The 18891-nt window shown below is 73.1% G+C and carries 15 protein-coding genes; 8 read left to right on the forward strand and 7 right to left on the reverse strand.

Going from position 1 to position 18891, the window contains the following annotated elements:
• Positions 1 to 33: 33 nt before the first annotated feature.
• The 6 genes from GNZ18_RS18575 to GNZ18_RS18600 form a co-directional block, all read right to left on the reverse strand.
• Complete coding sequence (locus GNZ18_RS18575; protein WP_156217767.1) at positions 34 to 660, reverse strand: acetate uptake transporter; 627 nt, start codon at positions 658 to 660, stop codon at positions 34 to 36.
• A 185-nt stretch (positions 661 to 845) separates the two neighbouring features.
• The gene (locus tag GNZ18_RS18580; RefSeq protein WP_312874601.1) at positions 846 to 2618 is read right to left on the reverse strand and encodes a sodium/solute symporter; all 1773 of its coding nucleotides are present in this window, start codon (positions 2616 to 2618) and stop codon (positions 846 to 848) included.
• The gene (locus GNZ18_RS18585) at positions 2615 to 3007 is read right to left on the reverse strand and encodes a hypothetical protein (protein WP_156217768.1); all 393 of its coding nucleotides are present in this window, start codon (positions 3005 to 3007) and stop codon (positions 2615 to 2617) included. Before GNZ18_RS18585 ends, GNZ18_RS18580 begins: the two co-directional genes overlap by 4 nt.
• Positions 3004 to 3777 (reverse strand): LytR/AlgR family response regulator transcription factor, encoded by a 774-nt coding sequence (locus GNZ18_RS18590; RefSeq protein WP_156217769.1) that lies wholly within the window; start codon positions 3775 to 3777, stop codon positions 3004 to 3006. The genes GNZ18_RS18585 and GNZ18_RS18590 overlap by 4 nt, the downstream gene beginning before the upstream one ends.
• A complete protein-coding gene (locus tag GNZ18_RS18595) occupies positions 3774 to 4958 on the reverse strand; it encodes a histidine kinase (protein ID WP_156217770.1) in 1185 nt (394 codons plus the stop codon). Before GNZ18_RS18595 ends, GNZ18_RS18590 begins: the two co-directional genes overlap by 4 nt.
• Before the next feature lie 185 nt (positions 4959 to 5143).
• Positions 5144 to 6793 carry a carboxylesterase/lipase family protein gene (locus GNZ18_RS18600; protein WP_156217771.1) on the reverse strand — a complete coding sequence of 550 codons (1650 nt, stop codon included), beginning with the start codon at positions 6791 to 6793 and terminating at the stop codon, positions 5144 to 5146.
• Between the two features lie 478 nt (positions 6794 to 7271).
• Between GNZ18_RS18600 and GNZ18_RS18605 the strand changes: the two genes are divergently transcribed.
• From GNZ18_RS18605 to GNZ18_RS18615, 3 genes are all read left to right on the forward strand, one after another.
• A complete protein-coding gene (locus GNZ18_RS18605) occupies positions 7272 to 9167 on the forward strand; it encodes a CocE/NonD family hydrolase (protein WP_156217772.1) in 1896 nt (631 codons plus the stop codon).
• 98 nt (positions 9168 to 9265) lie between these two features.
• Positions 9266 to 10054 (forward strand): class I SAM-dependent methyltransferase, encoded by a 789-nt coding sequence (locus GNZ18_RS18610; protein WP_156217773.1) that lies wholly within the window; start codon positions 9266 to 9268, stop codon positions 10052 to 10054.
• Between the two features lie 45 nt (positions 10055 to 10099).
• Positions 10100 to 11206: a WD40/YVTN/BNR-like repeat-containing protein gene (locus GNZ18_RS18615; protein WP_216651353.1), complete on the forward strand. Its 1107-nt coding sequence runs from the start codon at positions 10100 to 10102 to the stop codon at positions 11204 to 11206.
• Here GNZ18_RS18615 and GNZ18_RS18620 read toward each other — a convergent pair.
• Positions 11190 to 12164: an acyl-CoA desaturase gene (locus GNZ18_RS18620; RefSeq protein ID WP_156217774.1), complete on the reverse strand. Its 975-nt coding sequence runs from the start codon at positions 12162 to 12164 to the stop codon at positions 11190 to 11192. The two genes, GNZ18_RS18615 and GNZ18_RS18620, sit on opposite strands and share 17 nt — an antisense overlap.
• 222 nt (positions 12165 to 12386) lie before the next feature.
• Between GNZ18_RS18620 and GNZ18_RS18625 the strand changes: the two genes are divergently transcribed.
• From GNZ18_RS18625 to GNZ18_RS18645, 5 genes are all read left to right on the forward strand, one after another.
• The gene (locus tag GNZ18_RS18625; protein WP_156217775.1) at positions 12387 to 13733 is read left to right on the forward strand and encodes a cytochrome P450; all 1347 of its coding nucleotides are present in this window, start codon (positions 12387 to 12389) and stop codon (positions 13731 to 13733) included.
• Positions 13734 to 13735: 2 nt separating this feature from the next.
• Positions 13736 to 15355, forward strand: coding sequence for a peroxidase family protein (locus GNZ18_RS18630; RefSeq protein ID WP_246249969.1), 1620 nt, complete (start codon positions 13736 to 13738; stop codon positions 15353 to 15355).
• A 45-nt stretch (positions 15356 to 15400) separates the two neighbouring features.
• The gene (locus tag GNZ18_RS18635) at positions 15401 to 17728 is read left to right on the forward strand and encodes a hypothetical protein (protein WP_216651354.1); all 2328 of its coding nucleotides are present in this window, start codon (positions 15401 to 15403) and stop codon (positions 17726 to 17728) included.
• 25 nt (positions 17729 to 17753) lie between these two features.
• Complete coding sequence (locus GNZ18_RS18640; protein WP_156217776.1) at positions 17754 to 18005, forward strand: hypothetical protein; 252 nt, start codon at positions 17754 to 17756, stop codon at positions 18003 to 18005.
• A 304-nt stretch (positions 18006 to 18309) separates the two neighbouring features.
• The gene (locus tag GNZ18_RS18645) at positions 18310 to 18819 is read left to right on the forward strand and encodes a lytic polysaccharide monooxygenase auxiliary activity family 9 protein (protein WP_156217777.1); all 510 of its coding nucleotides are present in this window, start codon (positions 18310 to 18312) and stop codon (positions 18817 to 18819) included.
• Positions 18820 to 18891 lie beyond the last annotated feature (72 nt).

Genomic DNA, 18891 nt, shown 5'->3' on the forward strand with positions numbered 1-18891 from the left:
CGGTCGCGCTCCTCTCACTCGTCCGTCAGGGCGTCAGCCGATGGGCCAGGTGGGCATGACCGTGCGCTTCCAGGTCGAGTTCGTGACCGTGGCGAAGGAGGTGTACCAGGCCAGCACGGCGGTGAGCAGGCCGAGGTAGCCGCCGACCTTGGTCATGTTCTCGTTGACCGTCAGGTCGCCGATCGTGAGGAACACGAACGTCGCGGTCAGGAACACGAACACGGCCGCGACCGCGCCGCTCACCCGCAGCGAGGCGATCGTCATGTACGCGGTGAAGATGGTCCAGCCGAGCAGGAAGACGCCGACCGCGTGGGTCGCCTGGTCGGCGGTCGCCCCGGTCGGCTTGTAGAAGAACAGGATTCCCGCGAAGGCGAGCCAGAAGGCGCCATAGGAAGTGAACGCGAGGGCGCCGAAGGTGTTGTCCTTCCGGAACTCCCACATTCCGGCGGCGAATTGCGCGAGCCCGCCGTAGAAGAGGGCGAGCCCGAGCACGACGCTCTTCGTGCCCACTTCGAGGATGCCCGCGTTGACGCAGCTCAGGACGAACGTCGTCAGGGCGAAAGCGGCGAGCCCGAGCGGCCCGGGGTCGGCGATCCCCCCTGCCGGGGCGATCCGCTCCGGGGCCCTGACCGGTAGCCTGCCCGCTTCGGTATCGGCCATTCGATTTCCCTCCCGTCGCGCGTCTCGCGACGCGAACAAGCGCTGATGAGGCGAACATAGGCCCGCGAACTCGGGCGAAATAGAGCAGTTCGGGGTTGATCGACCAATGGCGACACCCGGGCGATGGCGTGCGCCCGCGTCCGAGCGAACGGTCGATCCCCGGCGACCAGCGGTTCGCCGATCCGCTACGACCAGCGGTTCGCCCGCGGCGTGTCGCCCGTGTCGGGTCCGGTGGGGCGCACCGACTCGGGCGCGTGCATGCGCACCATCACCGAGGCGATGTCCGGGCGCAGCCGTCCCCGGGTCAGCCGCGACACCACGAACATCACCAGGAACGCGATCGGGACGGTCAGCGCCGACGGCTCGGCCAGCAGCTCGCGCGGCCAGCCGTCCAGCGCGGGCGCGAGGGTCGAGACGATCACCGCGGCGGTGGCGAGGCCGCCGCCCGCGACCAGGCCCGCGGCGGCGCCCGCCGAGGTCAGCCCGCGCCACCAGATCCCGAGCAGCAGCAGCGGGCAGAACGAGGACGCGGCGACCGCGAACGGCAGCCCGACCGCCCGCGCGATCGGCACCCCGCCCGTCGACAGCGCGACCGCGAACGGGACGCAGATCGCCACCACGGTGCCGATCCGGAACGGGTGGAAGCGCCGCATGCGGCCGCCGGAGCGTCCGCCCAGCATGTCCTGCGCGAGCACCCCGGCGACCGACATCGTCAGCCCCGACGAGGTCGACAGGAACGCCGCGAACGCCCCCGCCGTGACCAGCGCGCCGAGCAGCCGCCCGGCCGTGCCGGGCACGAGATGGCCCGGCAGCAGCAGCACGATCGCGTCGGAGTCGCCGGTCGCCAGCAGCTCGGGCGCGTAGAGCCGGCCGAGCGCGCCGTAGGCGGTGGGCAGCAGGTAGAAGCCGCCGAGCAGGGCGAGGACGGCCAGCGCCGTGCGCCGGGCCGCCCGCCCGTCGGGGTTGGTGTAGAAGCGGACCAGAATGTGCGGCAGCCCCATCGTCCCGAGGAACGTCGCGATGACCAGCGAATACGTCGCGTACAGCGGATGGCCGTGCCCGCCGCCGCCGTTGAGCGGCGACGCCCACGCGTGGTTGCCCGCGATCGCCGAGCCGGCCATGACGGGCGCCGCCGACCCGGCCGGGAACCCCAGCCGGGTCTCGTCGGCGACCGTGTGCCGCCCGGCGGCCAGGGGGAGCGGCGCGTCGACGCGCCGCCCGTCCACGACGCCGCGCGCGGCCACCGTCACCGGGACGCGCACGTCGACGCGCGTGGCGGTGTCGAACCGCACGGTCGTGGCCTCCGCGAACTCCGGCGTGTCGTGCGCGGTCACCGGCGGCGCGCCCCGGCTCGACCAGACGAACCCGATGAACAGCAGCGGGATCGTGATCGCCGTGATCTTCACGCAGTACTGGAACGCCTGCACGGCGGTGATGCTGCGCATCCCGCCGACCGACACGCTCGCGACCACCACGACCACGATGATCAGCGCGCCCAGCCACGGCGGCGCGCCGGTGATCACGTGCAGGGTCAGCGAGGCGCCGCGCAGCTGCGGGACGAGGTAGAGCCACCCGACGACGATCACCAGCACGCTCGACATCCGCCGCACCACCGGCGACCCGAGCCGCGCCTCGGCGAAGTCGGGCAGCGTGTAGGCGCCCGAGCGCCGCAGCGGCGCCGCCACCAGCAGCAGCAGGACGAGGTACCCGGCGGTGTAGCCGACCGGGTACCAGAGCATGTCGGCGCCGTAGGCCATGACCAGCCCCGCGACGCCGAGGAAGGAGGCCGCCGACAGGTACTCCCCGCTGATCGCCGAGGCGTTCCAGATCGGCGAGACCGTGCGGGAGGCGACGTAGAAGTCCGACGTCGTCCGCGACCGGCGCAGGCCGCGGCTGCCGATCAGGACGGTGACCACGGTGACGACCGCGATCGCGACGACCGCGTACGGCGAGCTCACGAACGGTCGACCAGGTCCTCGAACTCGTGCTCGTTGCGCTCGGCCTGGCGCACGTAGAGCACCGCGCCCGCGACCAGGCCGGGGTAGACCAGCACGCCGAGCAGCAGCCACGGCAGCGGCAGCCCCGCGACGTTCAGGTCCCGCACCTGCGGCACGAACGCGAACACCAGCGGCAGCGCGCCGAGCAGCCCCCCGAACAGCGCGCACACCCGGATCGCCAGGTGCAGCTGGACGCGCATCAGCGACCTGATCATCAGGTCGCCGAGCTGGGTCTGCTCGTGCAGGTCGCGCCGTCCGCCCGCGCCGGGCCGCAGCCGGGTGGCCCGGCCGCCGCCGCGCTGCACCCGCACGCGCCTCGGCGGCCCGCCGGGTTCGCCGGGCCCGGTCACGGCCGGTGCGCCCCGGGCCGGGCGTGCCGGACGAGCCGGTCCCGCAGCGCGCGCGTGTTGCGGCGGCTGACCGGCAGCCGCATGTCGCCGACCCGCACCGCGCACCGTCCCGACTCGATGTACATCTCGTCGATGTAGGCGAGCGCGACCAGGTGCGAGCGGTGCACCCGGACGAACCCGGCGTCGCTCCACGCCTCCTCCAGCGCGGTCAGCGACGTGCGGACGAGGTAGCTCTCCCGCTGCGTGTGCAGGCGCGCGTAGTCGCCGTGCGCCTCGGCGTAGCGCACCTCCGACCGCCGGACGAACCGGGTCACCCCGACCAGCTCGACCGGGATCATCTCGTCCTCGGGGGCCACCTCGCGGGCCGTCCGTCCCGAGACGGCCTCCACGACGCGGCGCACGGCCTCGGCGAGCCGCTCCTGGCCGACCGGTTTGAGCAGGTAGTCCACGGCGCCCAGCTCGAAGGCGTCCACCGCGTGGGTCTCGTAGGCGGTCACGAACACGATCTTCGGCGGGCGCTCGAAGTGCGCGAGCACCCGCGCGAGGTCGAGGCCCGACAGCCCCGGCATCCGGATGTCGAGGAACAGCGCCGCGACCGCCCCGTCCTCCAGGGCGCGCAGCGCGGCGGCGCCCGTGGCCGCCCGCGACACCCGGCACACCCGGTCGTCGGCGGCCAGCATGTAGGCCAGGTCCTCGATCGCGGGCAGTTCGTCGTCCACGACGAGGACGTGCAGGCCCTCCTCGACGCTCTCCTCGGCCAGACTGGTCAAGAGACGCTCACCCCCGCCTTGTACTTCGGGATCCGCAGGCTCACCTTCGTGCCCGCCCCCGGCCCGGTCTCGATGACCAGGCCGAACGCGGTGCCGTACACCTGGCGCAGCCGCTCGTCGACGTTGACGAGGCCGACCGAGTCGCCGCCGGGCTGCTCGCCGTCCAGCGCCCGCCGGACGTGCTCGGGGTCCATGCCGACGCCGTCGTCCTCCACGCTGAGCAGGCACTCCTGCCCGGCGTCCTCGGCCACGATCGTGACGTGCCCGACCCCGGTCTTGCGCTCCAGCCCGTGCCGGACGGCGTTCTCCACCAGCGGCTGGACGCACAGGAACGGCACCGCGACCGGCAGCACCTCCGGCGCGATCCGCAGGCTGACCCGCAGCCGGTCGCCGAACCGGGCGTGCTCCAGCAGCAGGTACCGGTCGATCGAGCGCAGCTCCTCGGCGAGCGTCGTGAACTCGCCGTGGTTGCGGAAGGAGTACCGGGTGAAGTGCGCGAACTCCAGCAGCAGCTCGCGGGCGCGGTCGGGCTGCGTGCGGACGAACGCGGCGATCGTCGTCAGCGAGTTGTAGATGAAGTGCGGCGAGATCTGCGCGCGCAGCGCCCGCACCTCCATCTCCGCGAGGCGGGTGCGGGAGCGGTCCAGCTCGGCGAGTTCGAGCTGCGTGGACACCCAGCGGGCGGTCTCGCCGACCGCGCGCACGAGGCCCGCCGTGGCGGCCGAGTCGTAGGCGGCGAGCGTCCCGACGACGTGGTCGCCCGCCGTCAGCGGCGCGATCACCGCGTGCACGAGCGGGCAGTCGGGGTCCTCGCAGGCGACCTGGTCGGCCTTGAGCACCACGCTGCGCCCGGTGCCGACGGGGTGCCGCGCGTGCCGGACGGCGTCGCCCGCGTGCGCCTCGCCGGTGCCGTCCCAGGCGAGCAGGGCGCGGCCGTCGGTGACCGCGACCGCCTGGCAGCCGAGCAGGGCCCGCAGGTGCCGCGCGGCGCGTCCGGCGCCCTGGGCGTCCAGGCCGCCGCGCAGGGTGCGCGCCGCGACCGAGACCGTGTGCAGCGTCTGGTAGGTCGCCTGCTCCGCCGGGCCGCCGAGGTAGCGGCGCGATCGGGTCATCACCCGCAGCAGGACCCCGATGGCGAGGATCACGCCGGTGATGGCGAGGGTGGCCAGTGTCGTCTGCATCCGCACGCCCTTGATCGCAACTGCCGCAACTATGACACGCCCGTTTCGGGCATATCAATGGCGAGTTTCGGTCAAAGAACGGGCGACTGAACCGTGGGATCCCCTGTCAGGGACCCCACGGTCAGCCTCGCGTCTCAGCGCGTGAGCGGCTCAGCGTCGGAGCGCGCTCCGCGCCCGCCGCCGGATCAGTTGTTGAAGGGGGTGAGCGCGTTCCAGAACCCGCAGTGGTGCTGCTTGCCGATCTCGGTGGTCAGCTCGCTGGTCCCGGCGGGCGCCATCGACAGCACGTTCGGGTTGCGCTTGGTGAACTTCGGCCAGTACGGCGCGCCGGGCACGGTCGGGTCGCCGGTGCGGGCGAAGCCCGTCCACTGGTTGGTGATCTGGTTGCCGAGCGCCTGCTGGTTCGGGTTCGGCGGGACGGGGCCGGGCGCGAGGAACTGGTTCTCCCCGACGTGGAACGACCCGTTCGGCTTGGTCTTGTCGAGCCAGGACGCGGGCGGGGCGTCGGCGTTGTCGGTCTGGTAGGCGAACACGGTCAGGTGCCTGGCGAGCCGCTGGTCGTTGAGCAGCGCCGGGCACACGGAGTTGGAGTCGGCGACGATCGTCCGGTAGGCGATGAACGCCGACGGCTCGGGGAAGCGCTCCAGCGGGTACAGGTCGAACACGGCGCTCGCGTGCGGCCCGTACTGCTGCCGGACGAGGCGCCGGTAGTCGGCCGGGGTCTCGGCGTTCTCCAGCTGGGTCTCGTCGCGGTCGACGCCGTGCATCAGCGTGACGTCGTTGACCTTGCCCTTCTTGAACGCCTCGGCGGGCGACATCGGCAGGGTCTTCCCGTCGGCGATCGGCGCTATCGTCCCCTTGTCGGGGCCGAGCCCGTCACCGGACTTGTCCAGCAGCGTCTGCACCGGCACCTTGCGCAGGCAGGCGGCCTTGTCGGCGGCGCCCTCGCAGCCGAGGACCTTGGAGAACCGCGCGCCCGCCTGCTGCGCCTGCTTCTCGGTCGGCAGCTGCGACTTGCAGTCGCCGGGCTGCCAGGAGGTGTTGACGGTGCCGCCGCGCAGCGAGTTGTACTCGCCGCTCTGCGCGATGCCCTTCTGGAACAGGCCCTTCGCGGTCGGCGACACGGTGTTGGAGCAGACGCTCGCGCCACCGGCCGACGCGCCGTAGATGGTCACGTTGTCCGGGTCGCCGCCGAACCTCGCGATGTTGCGCTTCACCCAGCGCAGCGACTCCTGCTGGTCCTGGATGGCCCAGTTGCCGGAGTGGTCGCCGAGCGAGGCGTGCGCCATGAACCCGAAGATGCCGAGCCGGTAGTTGACCCCGACCTGGATGAGGTTGCCCGCCTTGGCGAGGTGGCTGCCGTCGGCCGGCCTGCCGAGCAGCCAGCCGCCGCCGTGGAACTCCACCATGACCGGCAGCTTCTTGCCGCGCGGGTTCTCCGGCGCCCGGACGTTGACGTTGAGGCAGTCCTCGTTGGTCGACCCCGCCCCGAGCGCGGCCGACTGCGGACAGGTCGGCCCGTTCTCGGTCGCGGGCAGCGTCGAGCTCCAGGCCGGCCTCTTCCGCGGCGCGGCCCAGCGCAGGTTCCCGACCGGCGCCGCCGCGTAGGGCACGCCGAGCCAGGACCTGACGCCGTCCTTGACGACGCCGCACACCGCACCGGTGTCGGTCTGGACGGTCGTCCCGTCCGCGCAGTCGACCGCGGCCGCCTGGACCGTGGTGCCGGACGCGGCGGGGATCGCGCCGGTCAGCGATGTCATGAGTAGGGCGACCGAGGTCGCGGCGGCGGCCAGCACTGACGTGGTGACCGGATTTCGGAGACGCGTCGGCCTCATGCGGTTGCTCCTTGTCATGGACGACGGAGCGGTCGTCGTCACCGAGTGGAAAGCGCGTGACGTGCAAGGGTCTAGATCGGCGAACCGAACGATAAGGCGGCCGGGACGCGCCGGACAGCCCCCGGAAGGTCACCTTCGGCAAACGGTGAGACCGGGTCGGCCGCGAGCAGGGCGCCCCCGATGAACGGTTGATTCACCGCGATGAACGCCTTTTCGCGACAAGTCACGGCATGTCGGGCGGCTCACTGACTCTCGTCCGGCGGGCGCCGGGCTCCCCGAGCCGGAGGGACGAATTATGGAAAAGCACCATAAGACGTCCGTCCATCGCACGTTTTGGACCGTTCGCCCGCCGGGGACGAGGCGCTCGGCGCACGGAACCGGCTGCTCGACGCAGCGTCGGCGCACGCGTCTTCGCGGCGCCGTCCGATCATGGCACGCTCCGGGCCTGCACCGCATCGAGCAGGAGGGACCCTGTGACATGAGAAGACGGCGCGAATCCAGAGAGCGGCGCGGCGCGGGCCGCGCGTCCAGGCCGGTCGGGCGGGGCCGGGTCCGGCTGGCGGTGCTCGGCACCGCGGCGCTCGCGCTGGGCGGCACCGCGGCGGTCCCCGGGGCCCCGGCCTCCGCCGCGCCCGGCGCGGCGGAGCACTGCGACTTCACCGAGCAGAAGGACGTCGGCACGAAGATGCGCGACGGCACCGTGCTGCGCTCGAACGTGTTCACGCCGAAGGGCGGCGGCGACCACCCCGTCATCCTGATGCGCCTGCCCTACAACAAGGAACGCGCCGAGGACATCTTCTACGACCGGCCGACCCGCTACGCCTCGGCCTGCTACGTCGTCGTGGTGCAGGACGTCCGCGGCCAGTACAAGTCGGACGGCGACTTCTACCCCTACCGCAGCGAGGGCACCGACGGCTACGACACGATCGAGTGGGCCGCCCGCCTGCCGCACTCCAACGGCAAGGTCGGGATGTACGGGTTCTCCTATCCCGGCCTGACCCAGTGGATGCCCGCGACGATGCGCCCGCCGCACCTCGTCACGATCATCCCGGCGTTCACCTCGTCGGACTACTACGACGGCTGGACGTACGAGGGCGGAGCGATGTACCAGTCGTTCACCCAGTCGTGGCCGCTCAGCTCGCTCGCCAACAGCTCCGTCCGCAAGTACCCCGACGGCGCGAAGCTGGACGCCGAGATGAACAAGGCGGGCCAGCAGCTGTTCAGCAAGTGGTACTGGTCGCTGCCGCTGAAGAAGTTCCCGCCGCTGTACCCCAAGGACGAGCGGGTCGCCCCGTACTACTACGACTGGATCAAGCACCCGAGCAACGACGACTACTGGCAGCGCTGGAGCATCCGCACCCGGTATCCGCAGGTCACGGTCCCCTCCTTCAACTTCGGCGGCTGGTACGACATCTTCCTGGACGGCACCGCCGAGAACTTCGCCGGGATGCGCGCCAAGGGCGGTTCGCCCGCCGCCCGGCAGGGCAGCACGCTGATGCTCGGCCCGTGGACCCACGGCGGCCACGGCAGCCGGGCGGGCGCGCTCGACTTCGGCCCCGACGCCGCCGTCGACGTCGACGCGCTCCAGCTCCGCTGGTTCGACCACTGGCTCAAGGGCGCCGAGAACGGCGTCGAGAAGGACCCGGCCGTCAAGGTCTTCGTGATGGGCGCCAACAAGTGGCGCACCGCGAACGCCTGGCCGATCCCCGGCACCGTGAACACGAAGTACTACCTGAACAGCGAGGGAAGCGCGAACACGATCACCGGTGACGGCACGCTGAGCACGGCCCCGCCGTCCGGCCGCCGCGAGCCCGACCGCTACCGCTACGACCCCGACAACCCGGTGCCGAGCTTCGGCGGGCGGTTCCAGCAGTCGGTGCCCGGCGGCCCGCAGGACCAGCGGCTCATCGAGCAGCGCCCCGACGTCCTCGTCTACAGCACCCCGGCGCTGGAGAAGGACACCGAGGTCACCGGGCCGATCTCGGTCACGCTCTACGCGTCCTCCTCGGCGAAGGACACCGACTTCACGGCCAAGCTCACCGACGTCGCCGAGGACGGCACCTCGATGCTGATCCAGTACGGCATCCAGCGCGCCCGCTACCGCGACTCGCTGGAGCACCCCTCGCTGATCAAGCCCGGCAAGGTCTACAAGTACACGATCAAGATCTGGCCGACCGGCAACGTCTTCAAGGCCGGGCACAGGCTCCGCCTGGAGATCTCCAGCAGCAACTTCCCGATGTACGACCGCAACCCGAACACCGGCAAGGAGTTCGGCTCCGACCGCCACACCCGCGTCGCGGACCAGACGATCTACCACGACGCCGAGCACCCCTCCTCGATCGAACTCCCGATCCAGCCGACCCCCATCGGCTGACCCGGAACCAGGCGGGCGCCCCCCTTCCCCCCGGGGGGCGCCCGCCCTCGTGCGCAAACGGTTTGTCGAGGGGCGCGGCGGGTGAATAGCGTCGCCGTATGGGAGAGGGTGTTTCCGGGGTCAACCGGGCTCATTGGGACGTGTGGGCCGCCGCGCACGGGCAGGACGCGTACTACGACACGGCCGGGCTGGTGGCGGGCGCCGACTCGCTCACCGATGTGGAGCGCGGGGCCGTCGGCGAGGTGGAGGGGCTGGACGTGCTGCACGTCCAGTGCCATATCGGGTTCGACGCGATCTCGCTGGCACGTTCCGGCGCGCGGGTGACGGGCGTCGACTTCTCGCCGGTGGCGCTGGAGAAGGGGCGGGCGCTCGCGGAGCGGTGCGGGGTGGACGTGCGGTTCGTCGAGGCGGACGCCACCGACCTGCCCGAGCGGATGCGCGGCCGGTTCGACCTCGCCTACGCGGCCTACGGGATCCTCTGCTGGATCGCCGACGTGGACGCCTGGATGCGCTCGGTCGCCGCGACGCTCCGGCCCGGCGGACGGCTGGTCCTCGTCGACTTCCATCCGCTGCTCCAGATGGTGGAGACCGTGGAGCCGCTCGTCCTGGACTTCCCCTACGCCTTCGACGGGCCGCACGAGTACGCCTCGTCGGGGTCGTACGCGACCGAGACCGGGCCGACCACGTCGGTGGAGTTCGCGCACTCGCTCGGCGAGATCGTCACCGCCGCCGCGGCGGCGGGGCTGCGCGTCACCCGGCTGGACGAGCGCCTCGACTCGGCGCTGGACCTCGGCCGGGGCACCCCGGTCGGGCCGGACGGCCGCCACCGCTTCCCGGTGGACGGCCGGAACCTGCCCGTCCTCTACGCGCTCACCGCGACCCGGTGACGGGGGGTCTGGACGGGATGATCGACATTCGTTAGCTTGCGTCGCATGAAGCCGATGCTCGCGCTCGCGTGGAAGATGTCGCTCGCCGGGGTGTGCGGGGTGATGGTCGCGACGCCGCTGTCCGCGCCCGTCGCGCAGGCCGCGCCCGCCGTCCGGCAGGTGGCGCGGCCCGGCCTCGGATGGCAGGTCACCCCGACCGGGACCGGCGCGCGGTTCCGCGGGCTCGCGGCGGTCAGCCGGAAGACCGCCTGGCTGGCGGGCACCGGCGGGACCGTCCTGCGGACCACCGACGCGGGCCGCACCTGGCGCGGCGTCGGGCCGCCGGACGCGGCGGGCCTGGAGTTCCGCGACGTCGAGGCGTTCGACGAGCGGCGGGCCGTGGTGCTGGCGATCGGCGAGGGCGACGCGTCCCGCGTTTACCAGACCTCCGACGGCGGCCGGACGTGGACGCTCGGCTTCCGCAACGACGAGCCGCGCGCCTTCTACGACTGCATGACGTTCTTCGACTCGCGGCACGGGCTCGCCGTCAGCGATCCCGTGGACGGGCGCTTCCGGATCATCTCCACCAGCGACGCCGGGCGCAGCTGGCGGGTGCTGCCCAACAAGGGGATGCCCGACGCGCTCCCGGGCGAGGCCGCGTTCGCCGCCAGCGGGCAGTGCCTGGTGAGCCACGGCGGCCGGGACGTGTGGCTCGCGACCGGCGGCGCGTCCAAGGCGCGGGTGTTCCACTCCCGCGACCGCGGGCTGACCTGGACCGTGGCCGACACGCCGCTGCCGAGCTCCGCGTCCCAGGGGGTGTTCGCGGTGGCGTTCCGCGACACCCGCCACGGCGTCGCGGTCGGCGGCGACTACCGGCCAGGGGAGCCGTCCCCGGCGGCGGCCGCGACCACGAGCGACGGCGGCCGGACGTGGCGCCCGGCGCCGCGTCCTCCGGCGGAGTACCGGTCGGGCGTGGTGTGGCCGACCTATACCGGCCCGGCGGCGCTCGCGGTCGGTCCCACCGGCAGCGACGGCACCCTGAACGCGGGCCGCTCGTGGACGCGGTTCGACACCGGCAGCTTCGACACCGTGGACTGCGCGTCCGACGGCGGCTGCTGGGCCGCGGGCGAGAAGGGCCGCGCCGGGCGGCTCACGATCAGGGCAGCCCGCTAGGCGCCTCCCGCTCGGTGGCCAGGTGGTCGGTCAGCCGCCGGGCCAGCCGGGCGGGGTCGGGCCAGCGCACGTCGTGCGCCCAGCCGAGGCGCTCGAAGCCGCGGATCAGCAGGGCGCTGGCGTCGAACTGGCCCTTCAGGACGCCGTGCCGCGCGGACGTCGGCTCGGCGTGGTGCCAGTTGTGCCAGCCCTCCCCGAACGTCAGCAGCGCGACCCAGCGGACGTTGGTCGAGCGGTCGCGGGTGTCGAAGGCGCGCCCGCCGAAGCTGTGCGCGACGGAGTTGACCGACCAGGTCACATGGTGGACGACGGCGTAGCGCACCAGCCCGCCCCAGAACAGCGCGGACCACATCCCGGCCCACGACATCGTGGCCAGCCCGCCCGCGAGGGCGGGCAGCGCGAACGACAGCAGCACGACGGCGGGGTAGGCGGCGTCCATCCGCCGCACGACGGGGTCGGCCAGCAGGTCGGGGACCCAGTGCCTCCGGACGGAGCGCCGCCGCGCGGTGTAGAACCAGCCGACCTGCGCATGCAGCAGGCCCCGCGCCAGCGACGGCAGCGACTCGCCGTAGGCCCAGGGGGAGTGCGGGTCGCCGGGGCGGTCGGCGTACTTGTGGTGGCGGCGGTGCTCGGCCGCCCACAGCGAGGCCGGGCCTTCGAGGGCGAGCCCGCCGGCCAGCGTCAGCGCGAGGAATAAGGGGCGGCGGCACCGGAACGAGCGGTGGGTCAGCATCCGGTGGTAGCCGACGCTGATGCCGAAGATGCTCACCGCGTACATGACCGCGAAGATCACCAGGTCGGCCGGGCCGACGCCGTGCCCCCAGACCGCGACGACGGCCGCCGCCAGGGCCAGCACCGGCAGCACGACCAGCGTGATCAGGTAGGCGTCACGGCGGACGTGCGAGACGGCGGCGGTGCCGGTGGACTCCGGCTCCGTCCAGCGCTGTCGCGAACCCATGAGGCCTCCTCTTTTCCCGCAGTGAACGACACCGGGCCAGTCCCGCAACAGTGGCCTGAAGGCCAACAAATCATTACTTTGCGCATCTGTTCTCTAACTCTATGTGGCGAAGTGCGTGGAATCTGGTTACCTTTGGTGCTCGTCCGGCTGCGCGTGTCGTGGCAGGTCTGCCGTGGCCCCCCGAGGCCGACGGCACCCATCGACCCCCGAGGTGGCCGCCGCATGAACCCTCCCGAGCAGACGTCCGCGCAGGTGGACGCGCAGTTGAGCACCTCAGGGCGGGCGGGCGCCGGCGGCTACCTCGACCGGTACGAGGCCGCCGCCGGGAAGGACCCCGCCGACGCCCTCGCGCTCCTGGCGGGCTGGCTGCGCACCGACTGGCGGCCCCTCTTCGCCGAGCTGCGCGCGCACCGTCCCGTCCTGGCCACCCCGGTGTTCACGATCGTGACGCGCTTCGCCGACGTCACCGAGGTGCTCTCGCGCGGGGAGGTGTTCACCGTCGCCGGGTACGCGGCGCGCCTCGACCCCGCGCTCGGCGGCCCGGTCATGCTGACCAGGGACGGCACGCCGCTGAACCGGCGGGAGAAGGGCCTGATGCAGGTCATGCTCCCGCCCGAGGACGTGCCGCGGGTCCGGGGGCTGGTGGCCGAGGTCGCCGACGCGGTGCTCGACGCCGCCCTGCCGCACGGGCGCGTCGAGGTCGTCGGAGATCTGTTCCGGCACGTCTGCGCGGAGGTGTCCGGGCGCTACTTCGGCTTCCCCGGCCCCGACCGGCCGACGCTGTCGCGCTGGTCGAGGGCCGTGATGACCGACGTCACCGCCAACCTCGCCGGCGACCCGGGCATCCACGCGGCGTCGCTGAGCGCGGGCGCGGAGATGATGGACTACCTGCGCGCCCTGCTCGCCGAGCGCCGGATGGCCGTCGCGGCCGACGCGGCGCGCGCCCCACAGGACATCCTGTCCCGGCTGCTGCGCACGCGGCTGCCCCGCGAGCTGTCCCTGGAGGACGAGCGCCTCCTCGTCAACGTCGCGGGCCTGCTGCTGGGGTTCATGGAGAACGCGTCGGGCTCCATGGTGCACGTGGTCCAGCAGGTCCTCGGGCGTCCGGAACTGCGGGAGGCCGTCACCGAGGCGGCCGCCGAGGACGACACCGCCGCCTTCGACCGGCACGTGTGGGAGGCGCTGCGGTTCGACCCGTTCCTCAAGCTCATCGCGCGCACGTGCGAGCGCGACCACGTGCTGGCGCGCGGCACCCCGCACGAGACGCGGGTGCCGGCCGGTTCGCTGGTGCTGGCCGCGGTCGCCTCGGCGATGTTCGACGAGACCGCCGTCCCGGCGCCGGACGCCTTCCGCCTCGACCGGCCGCTCCACACCTCGCTGCACTTCGGCCACGGCCCGCACGCGTGCCTGGGCGCCGACCCGGGCGCGGCCGTGATCTGCGAGACGCTGCGCCGCCTGTTCCGCCGCCCCGGCGTGCGGCTGCTCCCGCCCCCGGAGGGGACGGTCCTGCGCGACAGGGGCGTCTTCCCCGACCGGTTCACGCTCGGCCTCGGCCAGGAAGAGGAGTGAGGATGCCGCTCAGCCCGATGTCGCCGCTCAGCCCGATGAGAGCACGCCGCGTCAAGGCGCGGAGCATCGCGACCGACGGTGCGGCCAACCGGCTGCGCTACCTGGCGCTCACCCGCGGGCGCCCGCTGTGGAGCCTCGCCGAGTCGGTCCGCCCGGTGCGGCGGCGCCTCAACGCGTTCCTCATCGACAGCGCCGTCCGCGAGATGCCGGCCCGCCCCGAACCGCTGAGCACCAGGTCCGACTACACCTCGTGGGCCTCGCTCACCGACCGGACCTACCTGGGCCGCCACCTCCCGCCGACGCCGTCGCGGGCCGGGGCCAGGCCCACCCCGGAGCAGGCGTCCGACCTGTTCACACGCGGGGACGAGATGATCCCCTGCCCGCGCTCGACCGTGCTGTTCGCCTACTTCGCCCAATGGTTCACCGACGGGTTCCTGCGCGGCGACGTCAACGTGCCGCGCGACCCCCGCCGCAACTCCTCCAACCACGAGATCGACGTCAACCCCCTCTACGGGCTGAACGAGGAGGCGACCGGCGCCGTCCGCGCCTTCGACGGGGGCCTGCTGAAGAGCCAGCTCGTCGACGGCGGCGAGTTCCCGCCCTACCTGTGCGAGCAGGGCGCCGTCAAGCCGGAGTTCCGGGCGCTGAGCATGGCCGACTTCGACCGGCTCGACACCGCGCAGCGCGACACCCTGTTCGCGACCGGGGGCGACCGGGGCAACGTGCAGATCGGCTTCACGATGTTCACGGTGCTGTTCCTGCGCGAGCACAACCGGGTGGCGCGGCTGCTCGCCGAGGAGAACCCGCGCTGGGACGACGAGCGCCTCTTCCAGACCGCGCGCAACATCGTGACCGCGCAGGTCATCAGGCTCGTGGTCGAGGAGTACGTCAACCACATCACGCCCTACCACTTCCGCTTCCTGCTCGACCCCAGGCTGGGCGCCACGCTCGCCCGCGTGCCGTGGCACCGGCAGAACTGGGCGTCGGTGGAGTTCAACCTCGTCTACCGCTGGCACAGCCTGATCCCGTCCAGGCTCGTCGTCGGCGACGCCGAGGTGCCGCTGCACGCCACGCTGTTCGGCGGCCCGCTCATCCCCAAGGCGGGCCTCGGGCGCCTCTTCGAGGACGCCTCCGAGCAGCGCGCCGGGCGCATCGGCCTGTTCAACACCGACCCCGCGCTCCGCGAGGTCGACCGGACCTCGATCGAGCATTCGCGCGCGCTCGACCTGGCCCCCTACAACGACTACCGCGCGCACTGCCGCTTCCCCCGCGTGCGGCGGTTCGAGCAGATCTCCGGCGACCCCCGGGTGAGCGACGCGCTCCGCGGCCTCTACGACACGGTGGACGACATCGACCTGTACGTCGGCCTGTTCGCCGAGGAGCCCGGATCGGCGCGGGCGATCCTGCCGCCGCTGCTCACCAAGATCATCGCGATCGACGCGTTCTCGCAGGCGCTGACCAACCCGCTGCTGGCGCCGCGCGTGCTGAACCCCGCCACGTTCACCTCGCTCGGCATGCGGATCATCGGCGCCACCCGCACGGTGTCGGACGTCCTGCACCGCAACATCCCCGAGGACCCGAGACCCCGTTTCGTGAGCATGACCTGGCGCGGCGCCCTCTAGGGCGCCCTCCGGCACGCGCGGCCCCGACATCGGTGAGGAGGACAGGTGACCACGGACGACCCCTCTGACGACATTCCCCCGACCGGCCCCTCGCTCGCCGATCCGGAGACCGCGCGGACGCTGCGCGCCGCCGCGCGCGAGCTGGCCGACATCGCGGGGGTCATGCGGGAGGTGTCCGTCCACGCGACCGGCGCCCTCACCGCCGGTGCCGTCCCGGGCGCCCTGCACCGGGCGCCCGGCGCCGCGCTGCGCGCCGAGCAGGCCCTGCTGCACGCGGTGACCAACCGCAAGGGCCTCGGCTACGCCCTGGCCGGGGGCCCGGCGGGGACGGTCGGCGCCAAGCTCGGCAGCGTGCTCGGCGCGCGCAGCCTCGCCGTCTCGGTCATGACGACCTCGCTGCGGCTGCGGATCGCCGCCGTCACGCTCGACAACCCCGAACTGGCCGCCGACCCGGTGCTGGCGCGGCTGAACGAGGCCGTCGCCGCCGACCGCGAGATCGAGGCCGCGCGCGCCCTGTACGCGCTGGTGAAGGACCGGGGCGCCGCGCGGGCGCTGACCGCGATCGCGCCGGTGTTCGGGGAGATCCTCGCGCTGCGCGCGCTGCTGGACGAGAACCCGCTGAACGACCACACCGCCTGGATGATCGCGAGCGGCTCGGCCGCCGCCACCGCCGACCCGGTCAGCGGCGTGAGCAACCTGGCGATCGCGCTGCTGGACGTGGGCGGCGGCGCGGCCCGCCGCGTCCAGGCCGACCCGCCCGAGCGGCGGCGGCTGCGCGAGACGGGCTCGCTGCTGGACTTCCTCACCAACATCGGCGTCGTCGGCACCACCGGACGCGTCCTGATCCAGACCGTCACCGGCCCGGACGGCGTCGAGCGGCACGTCGTCCAGGCGCCGGGCATGCGGCCCGGCAACCCCGACAACGACTCGCCGGGCGACCTGCTCGGCGCGTTCAGCAGCACGCTGCTCGACAGCGCGCCCTACAGCCGCTCGCTGGCCAAGGCCGTCGCCGACTACGGCATCCCCGAGGGGGCCGAGATCGCGCTGGTCGGGCACAGCGCCGGGGGATCGGCGGTGATGACCCTCGCGCAGGACCCGGCCTTCGCGTCCCGCTACACCATCACCCACGTGGTCGTGGTCGGCTCGCCGGTCGACTTCAAGCGCCCCGCCACCGAGACCACCTGGGTCGCCAGCGTCGCCAACCAGCACGACATCATCCCCAGCCTGGACGGCCAGGGCGCCGGGAACTGCTTCGACCTGCACCCCGACTGGTACGTCGTCGACTACACCGACCCCACCCACGAGTTCCCCGCCTGCCATGCCGTCGAGCACTACACCGCCAACCTCGCGGTCGACCTGCCCGAGGCGCGCGAGCACATCGACGCGAAGCTGCGCCCCTACCACGGCCCGGCCACGCGCTCGCAGCTCTACCGGCTCTACGACGACGAGCCGGTACCGGAGGTCGTGCGCCGCGGCGTCGCCGTGGCCCCGGCCGTGACGCGGGCGGCGACCGCGAGCGGGCCGGTGGAGCTGCCCGTCCGCTGCGACGACGGCTACGCGCTCACCGCCTACTTCGTCGCCGACGCCCAGGCGGCGGCGGGGCTGCTCGGCGGCCGGGCGTCCGCCGTGCGCCTGGGGGGCCGCGCGGTCGTCGCGATCCACGTGTCCGACAACCGGCGGACGAGCCTCGGCGCCTACGCGGAGGTCGGGCTCGCCGTCCTCGTCGCCCCGCCGGGCGGCCGGGGCACGCCGCGGCCACCGTCCTGGCGCGCCCTGCTCCCGCGCTCGCCGCGCGCCGACCGCGTCGGCAGCCGCTTCACCGACGTGCTCGTGAACACCGAGCTGTCGCGCGCCGTGGCCGAGGAGGTCTTCGGACACGCGGCGTCCCTCGGCACGGTGCGGGTGGAGGCGGGCGCGGGGGCCGCGCGGGTGGAGGCCGTCGCCGGCGGCGAGCCGGTCATGTCGCTGGCCGGAACGCTCGGCCCCGGTCTCCCGGTGGCAGCCCCGGTCGCCGGGCGGAGCCTGGTCGTCTACTCCGACCGCGACGGCGTCCCGGTGCGCTCCAGCCTCCAGTGGCGCGGGACGCGGCGCGCGCACCCCTCCCCCCGGCTCCGGCTCGCCGTCGCGCGGTCGGAGCACCCGTTCGCCCGGCACCTGCGCGACCTCGGGCTGGACGGCGCCCGCCCGATCCTCTGCCTGGTCGCCCCGGCCCGCCGCAGCCGCCGCGGCGCGGCCGTCCCGCTCACGCTCCCCGCCCCGCCCGCGGACCCGCCCGCAGACCCGCCCACCGATCCGTCCGCGGACCCGCCCACCGATCCGTCCGCTTCCGCCGCCGCTCCCGACGCGTCCTCCGACGTCAGCGAAGGCCCCTGAGGGCCCCGATTCCCCGGGAGAACCGATGCCCGCACATCAGCGCGTGATCGCGGCCCACGCGGAGGCCCTCGACGCCGACGCCGAGGCGCTCACCGGATGCGCCGCGCGGCTGCACGCGCTCGCCGCCCGGCTGCGCTCGGACGCGGCCGCCCCGCCCTGGCTGTTCGACACGCTGAACGCCCACATCACCGCGTGCGTGGTCGCCTCCGCCGACCTCGCCGAGGTCGCGACCCGGCTGCACGTCTACGCCGACCTGCTCGGCGACGAGGAGCACTGACCGCCCGCCGGTCCGAAACCTCCGCCGCGAGCCGGATCACGCGAGAGATCCCCAGGTCATCGCCGAAACAACCGTCCCCCGAATCGCCCACGCAACGATTCCGGGCATTCACCCGGTATTGACATCAAAACGGTACGGAGCGAGAATCGGTTGAATAGGAAACTTTCCTATTAGATTTGGCCTGGTCACGCCCCGGAGTCCCCATGGAGGCCCGTGCCCCACCCGCCCCGCTGAGCCCACCGAGCCGAGAACAGCCCCCCGCAATGGCCGTCCGAGCGGCCATACCCTGAGATTCGGAGCTCCCATGAAGAAAAGGCTCATCGCCGCCGCCTCAAGTGTGGCGCTCACCCCCGCCATCCTCGTCGCCCTCCCCGGCACCGCCAGCGCCCACGGCTACGTCAACGCCCCGCCGAGCCGCCAGGCGCAGTGCGCCGCGCGCACCGTCCAGTGCGGCTCGATCAAGTACGAGCCGCAGAGCGTCGAGGGCCCCAAGGGCCAGCGGTCCTGCAACGGCGGCAACGGCGCCTTCGCCGAGCTGAACGACGACAGCAAGGGCTGGAAGGCCGCCTCCGTCGGCCGGTCGGCCACCTTCACCTGGAAGTTCACCGCCCGCCACCGCACCACCAACTGGGAGTACTACATCGGTGGCACGCGCGTCGGCAACGTGAGCGGCAACAACGCCCAGCCGCCCGAGACGGTCTCCCACAACATCAACCTCGGCAACTTCTCCGGCCGCCAGAAGGTCCTGGCGATCTGGAACATCGCCGACACGGGCAACGCCTTCTACGCCTGCATCGACGTGCAGATCGGCTGACCCGCGCGGTAACCCCGACGACGACCGGGGGCCCGTGCACGCCATGATCCCGAGTGGCGCGCACGGGCCCCC

This window comes from Actinomadura litoris (genome assembly GCF_009733595.1).
In the GTDB taxonomy this organism is placed as follows: domain Bacteria; phylum Actinomycetota; class Actinomycetes; order Streptosporangiales; family Streptosporangiaceae; genus Spirillospora; species Spirillospora litoris.

Excerpts from the sequence above, each read along its gene's own strand:
- GNZ18_RS18575 (WP_156217767.1), bottom strand. The coding sequence starts at position 660 with ATGGCCGATACCGAAGCGGGCAGGCTACCGGTCAGGGCCCCGGAGCGG.
- GNZ18_RS18595 (WP_156217770.1), bottom strand. The coding sequence starts at position 4,958 with ATGCAGACGACACTGGCCACCCTCGCCATCACCGGCGTGATCCTCGCC.
- GNZ18_RS18600 (WP_156217771.1), bottom strand. The coding sequence starts at position 6,793 with ATGAGGCCGACGCGTCTCCGAAATCCGGTCACCACGTCAGTGCTGGCC.
- GNZ18_RS18605 (WP_156217772.1), top strand. The coding sequence starts at position 7,272 with ATGAGAAGACGGCGCGAATCCAGAGAGCGGCGCGGCGCGGGCCGCGCG.
- GNZ18_RS18610 (WP_156217773.1), top strand. The coding sequence starts at position 9,266 with ATGGGAGAGGGTGTTTCCGGGGTCAACCGGGCTCATTGGGACGTGTGG.
- GNZ18_RS18615 (WP_216651353.1), top strand. The coding sequence starts at position 10,100 with ATGAAGCCGATGCTCGCGCTCGCGTGGAAGATGTCGCTCGCCGGGGTG.
- GNZ18_RS18620 (WP_156217774.1), bottom strand. The coding sequence starts at position 12,164 with ATGGGTTCGCGACAGCGCTGGACGGAGCCGGAGTCCACCGGCACCGCC.
- GNZ18_RS18625 (WP_156217775.1), top strand. The coding sequence starts at position 12,387 with ATGAACCCTCCCGAGCAGACGTCCGCGCAGGTGGACGCGCAGTTGAGC.
- GNZ18_RS18630 (WP_246249969.1), top strand. The coding sequence starts at position 13,736 with ATGCCGCTCAGCCCGATGTCGCCGCTCAGCCCGATGAGAGCACGCCGC.
- GNZ18_RS18640 (WP_156217776.1), top strand. The coding sequence starts at position 17,754 with ATGCCCGCACATCAGCGCGTGATCGCGGCCCACGCGGAGGCCCTCGAC.
- GNZ18_RS18645 (WP_156217777.1), top strand. The coding sequence starts at position 18,310 with ATGAAGAAAAGGCTCATCGCCGCCGCCTCAAGTGTGGCGCTCACCCCC.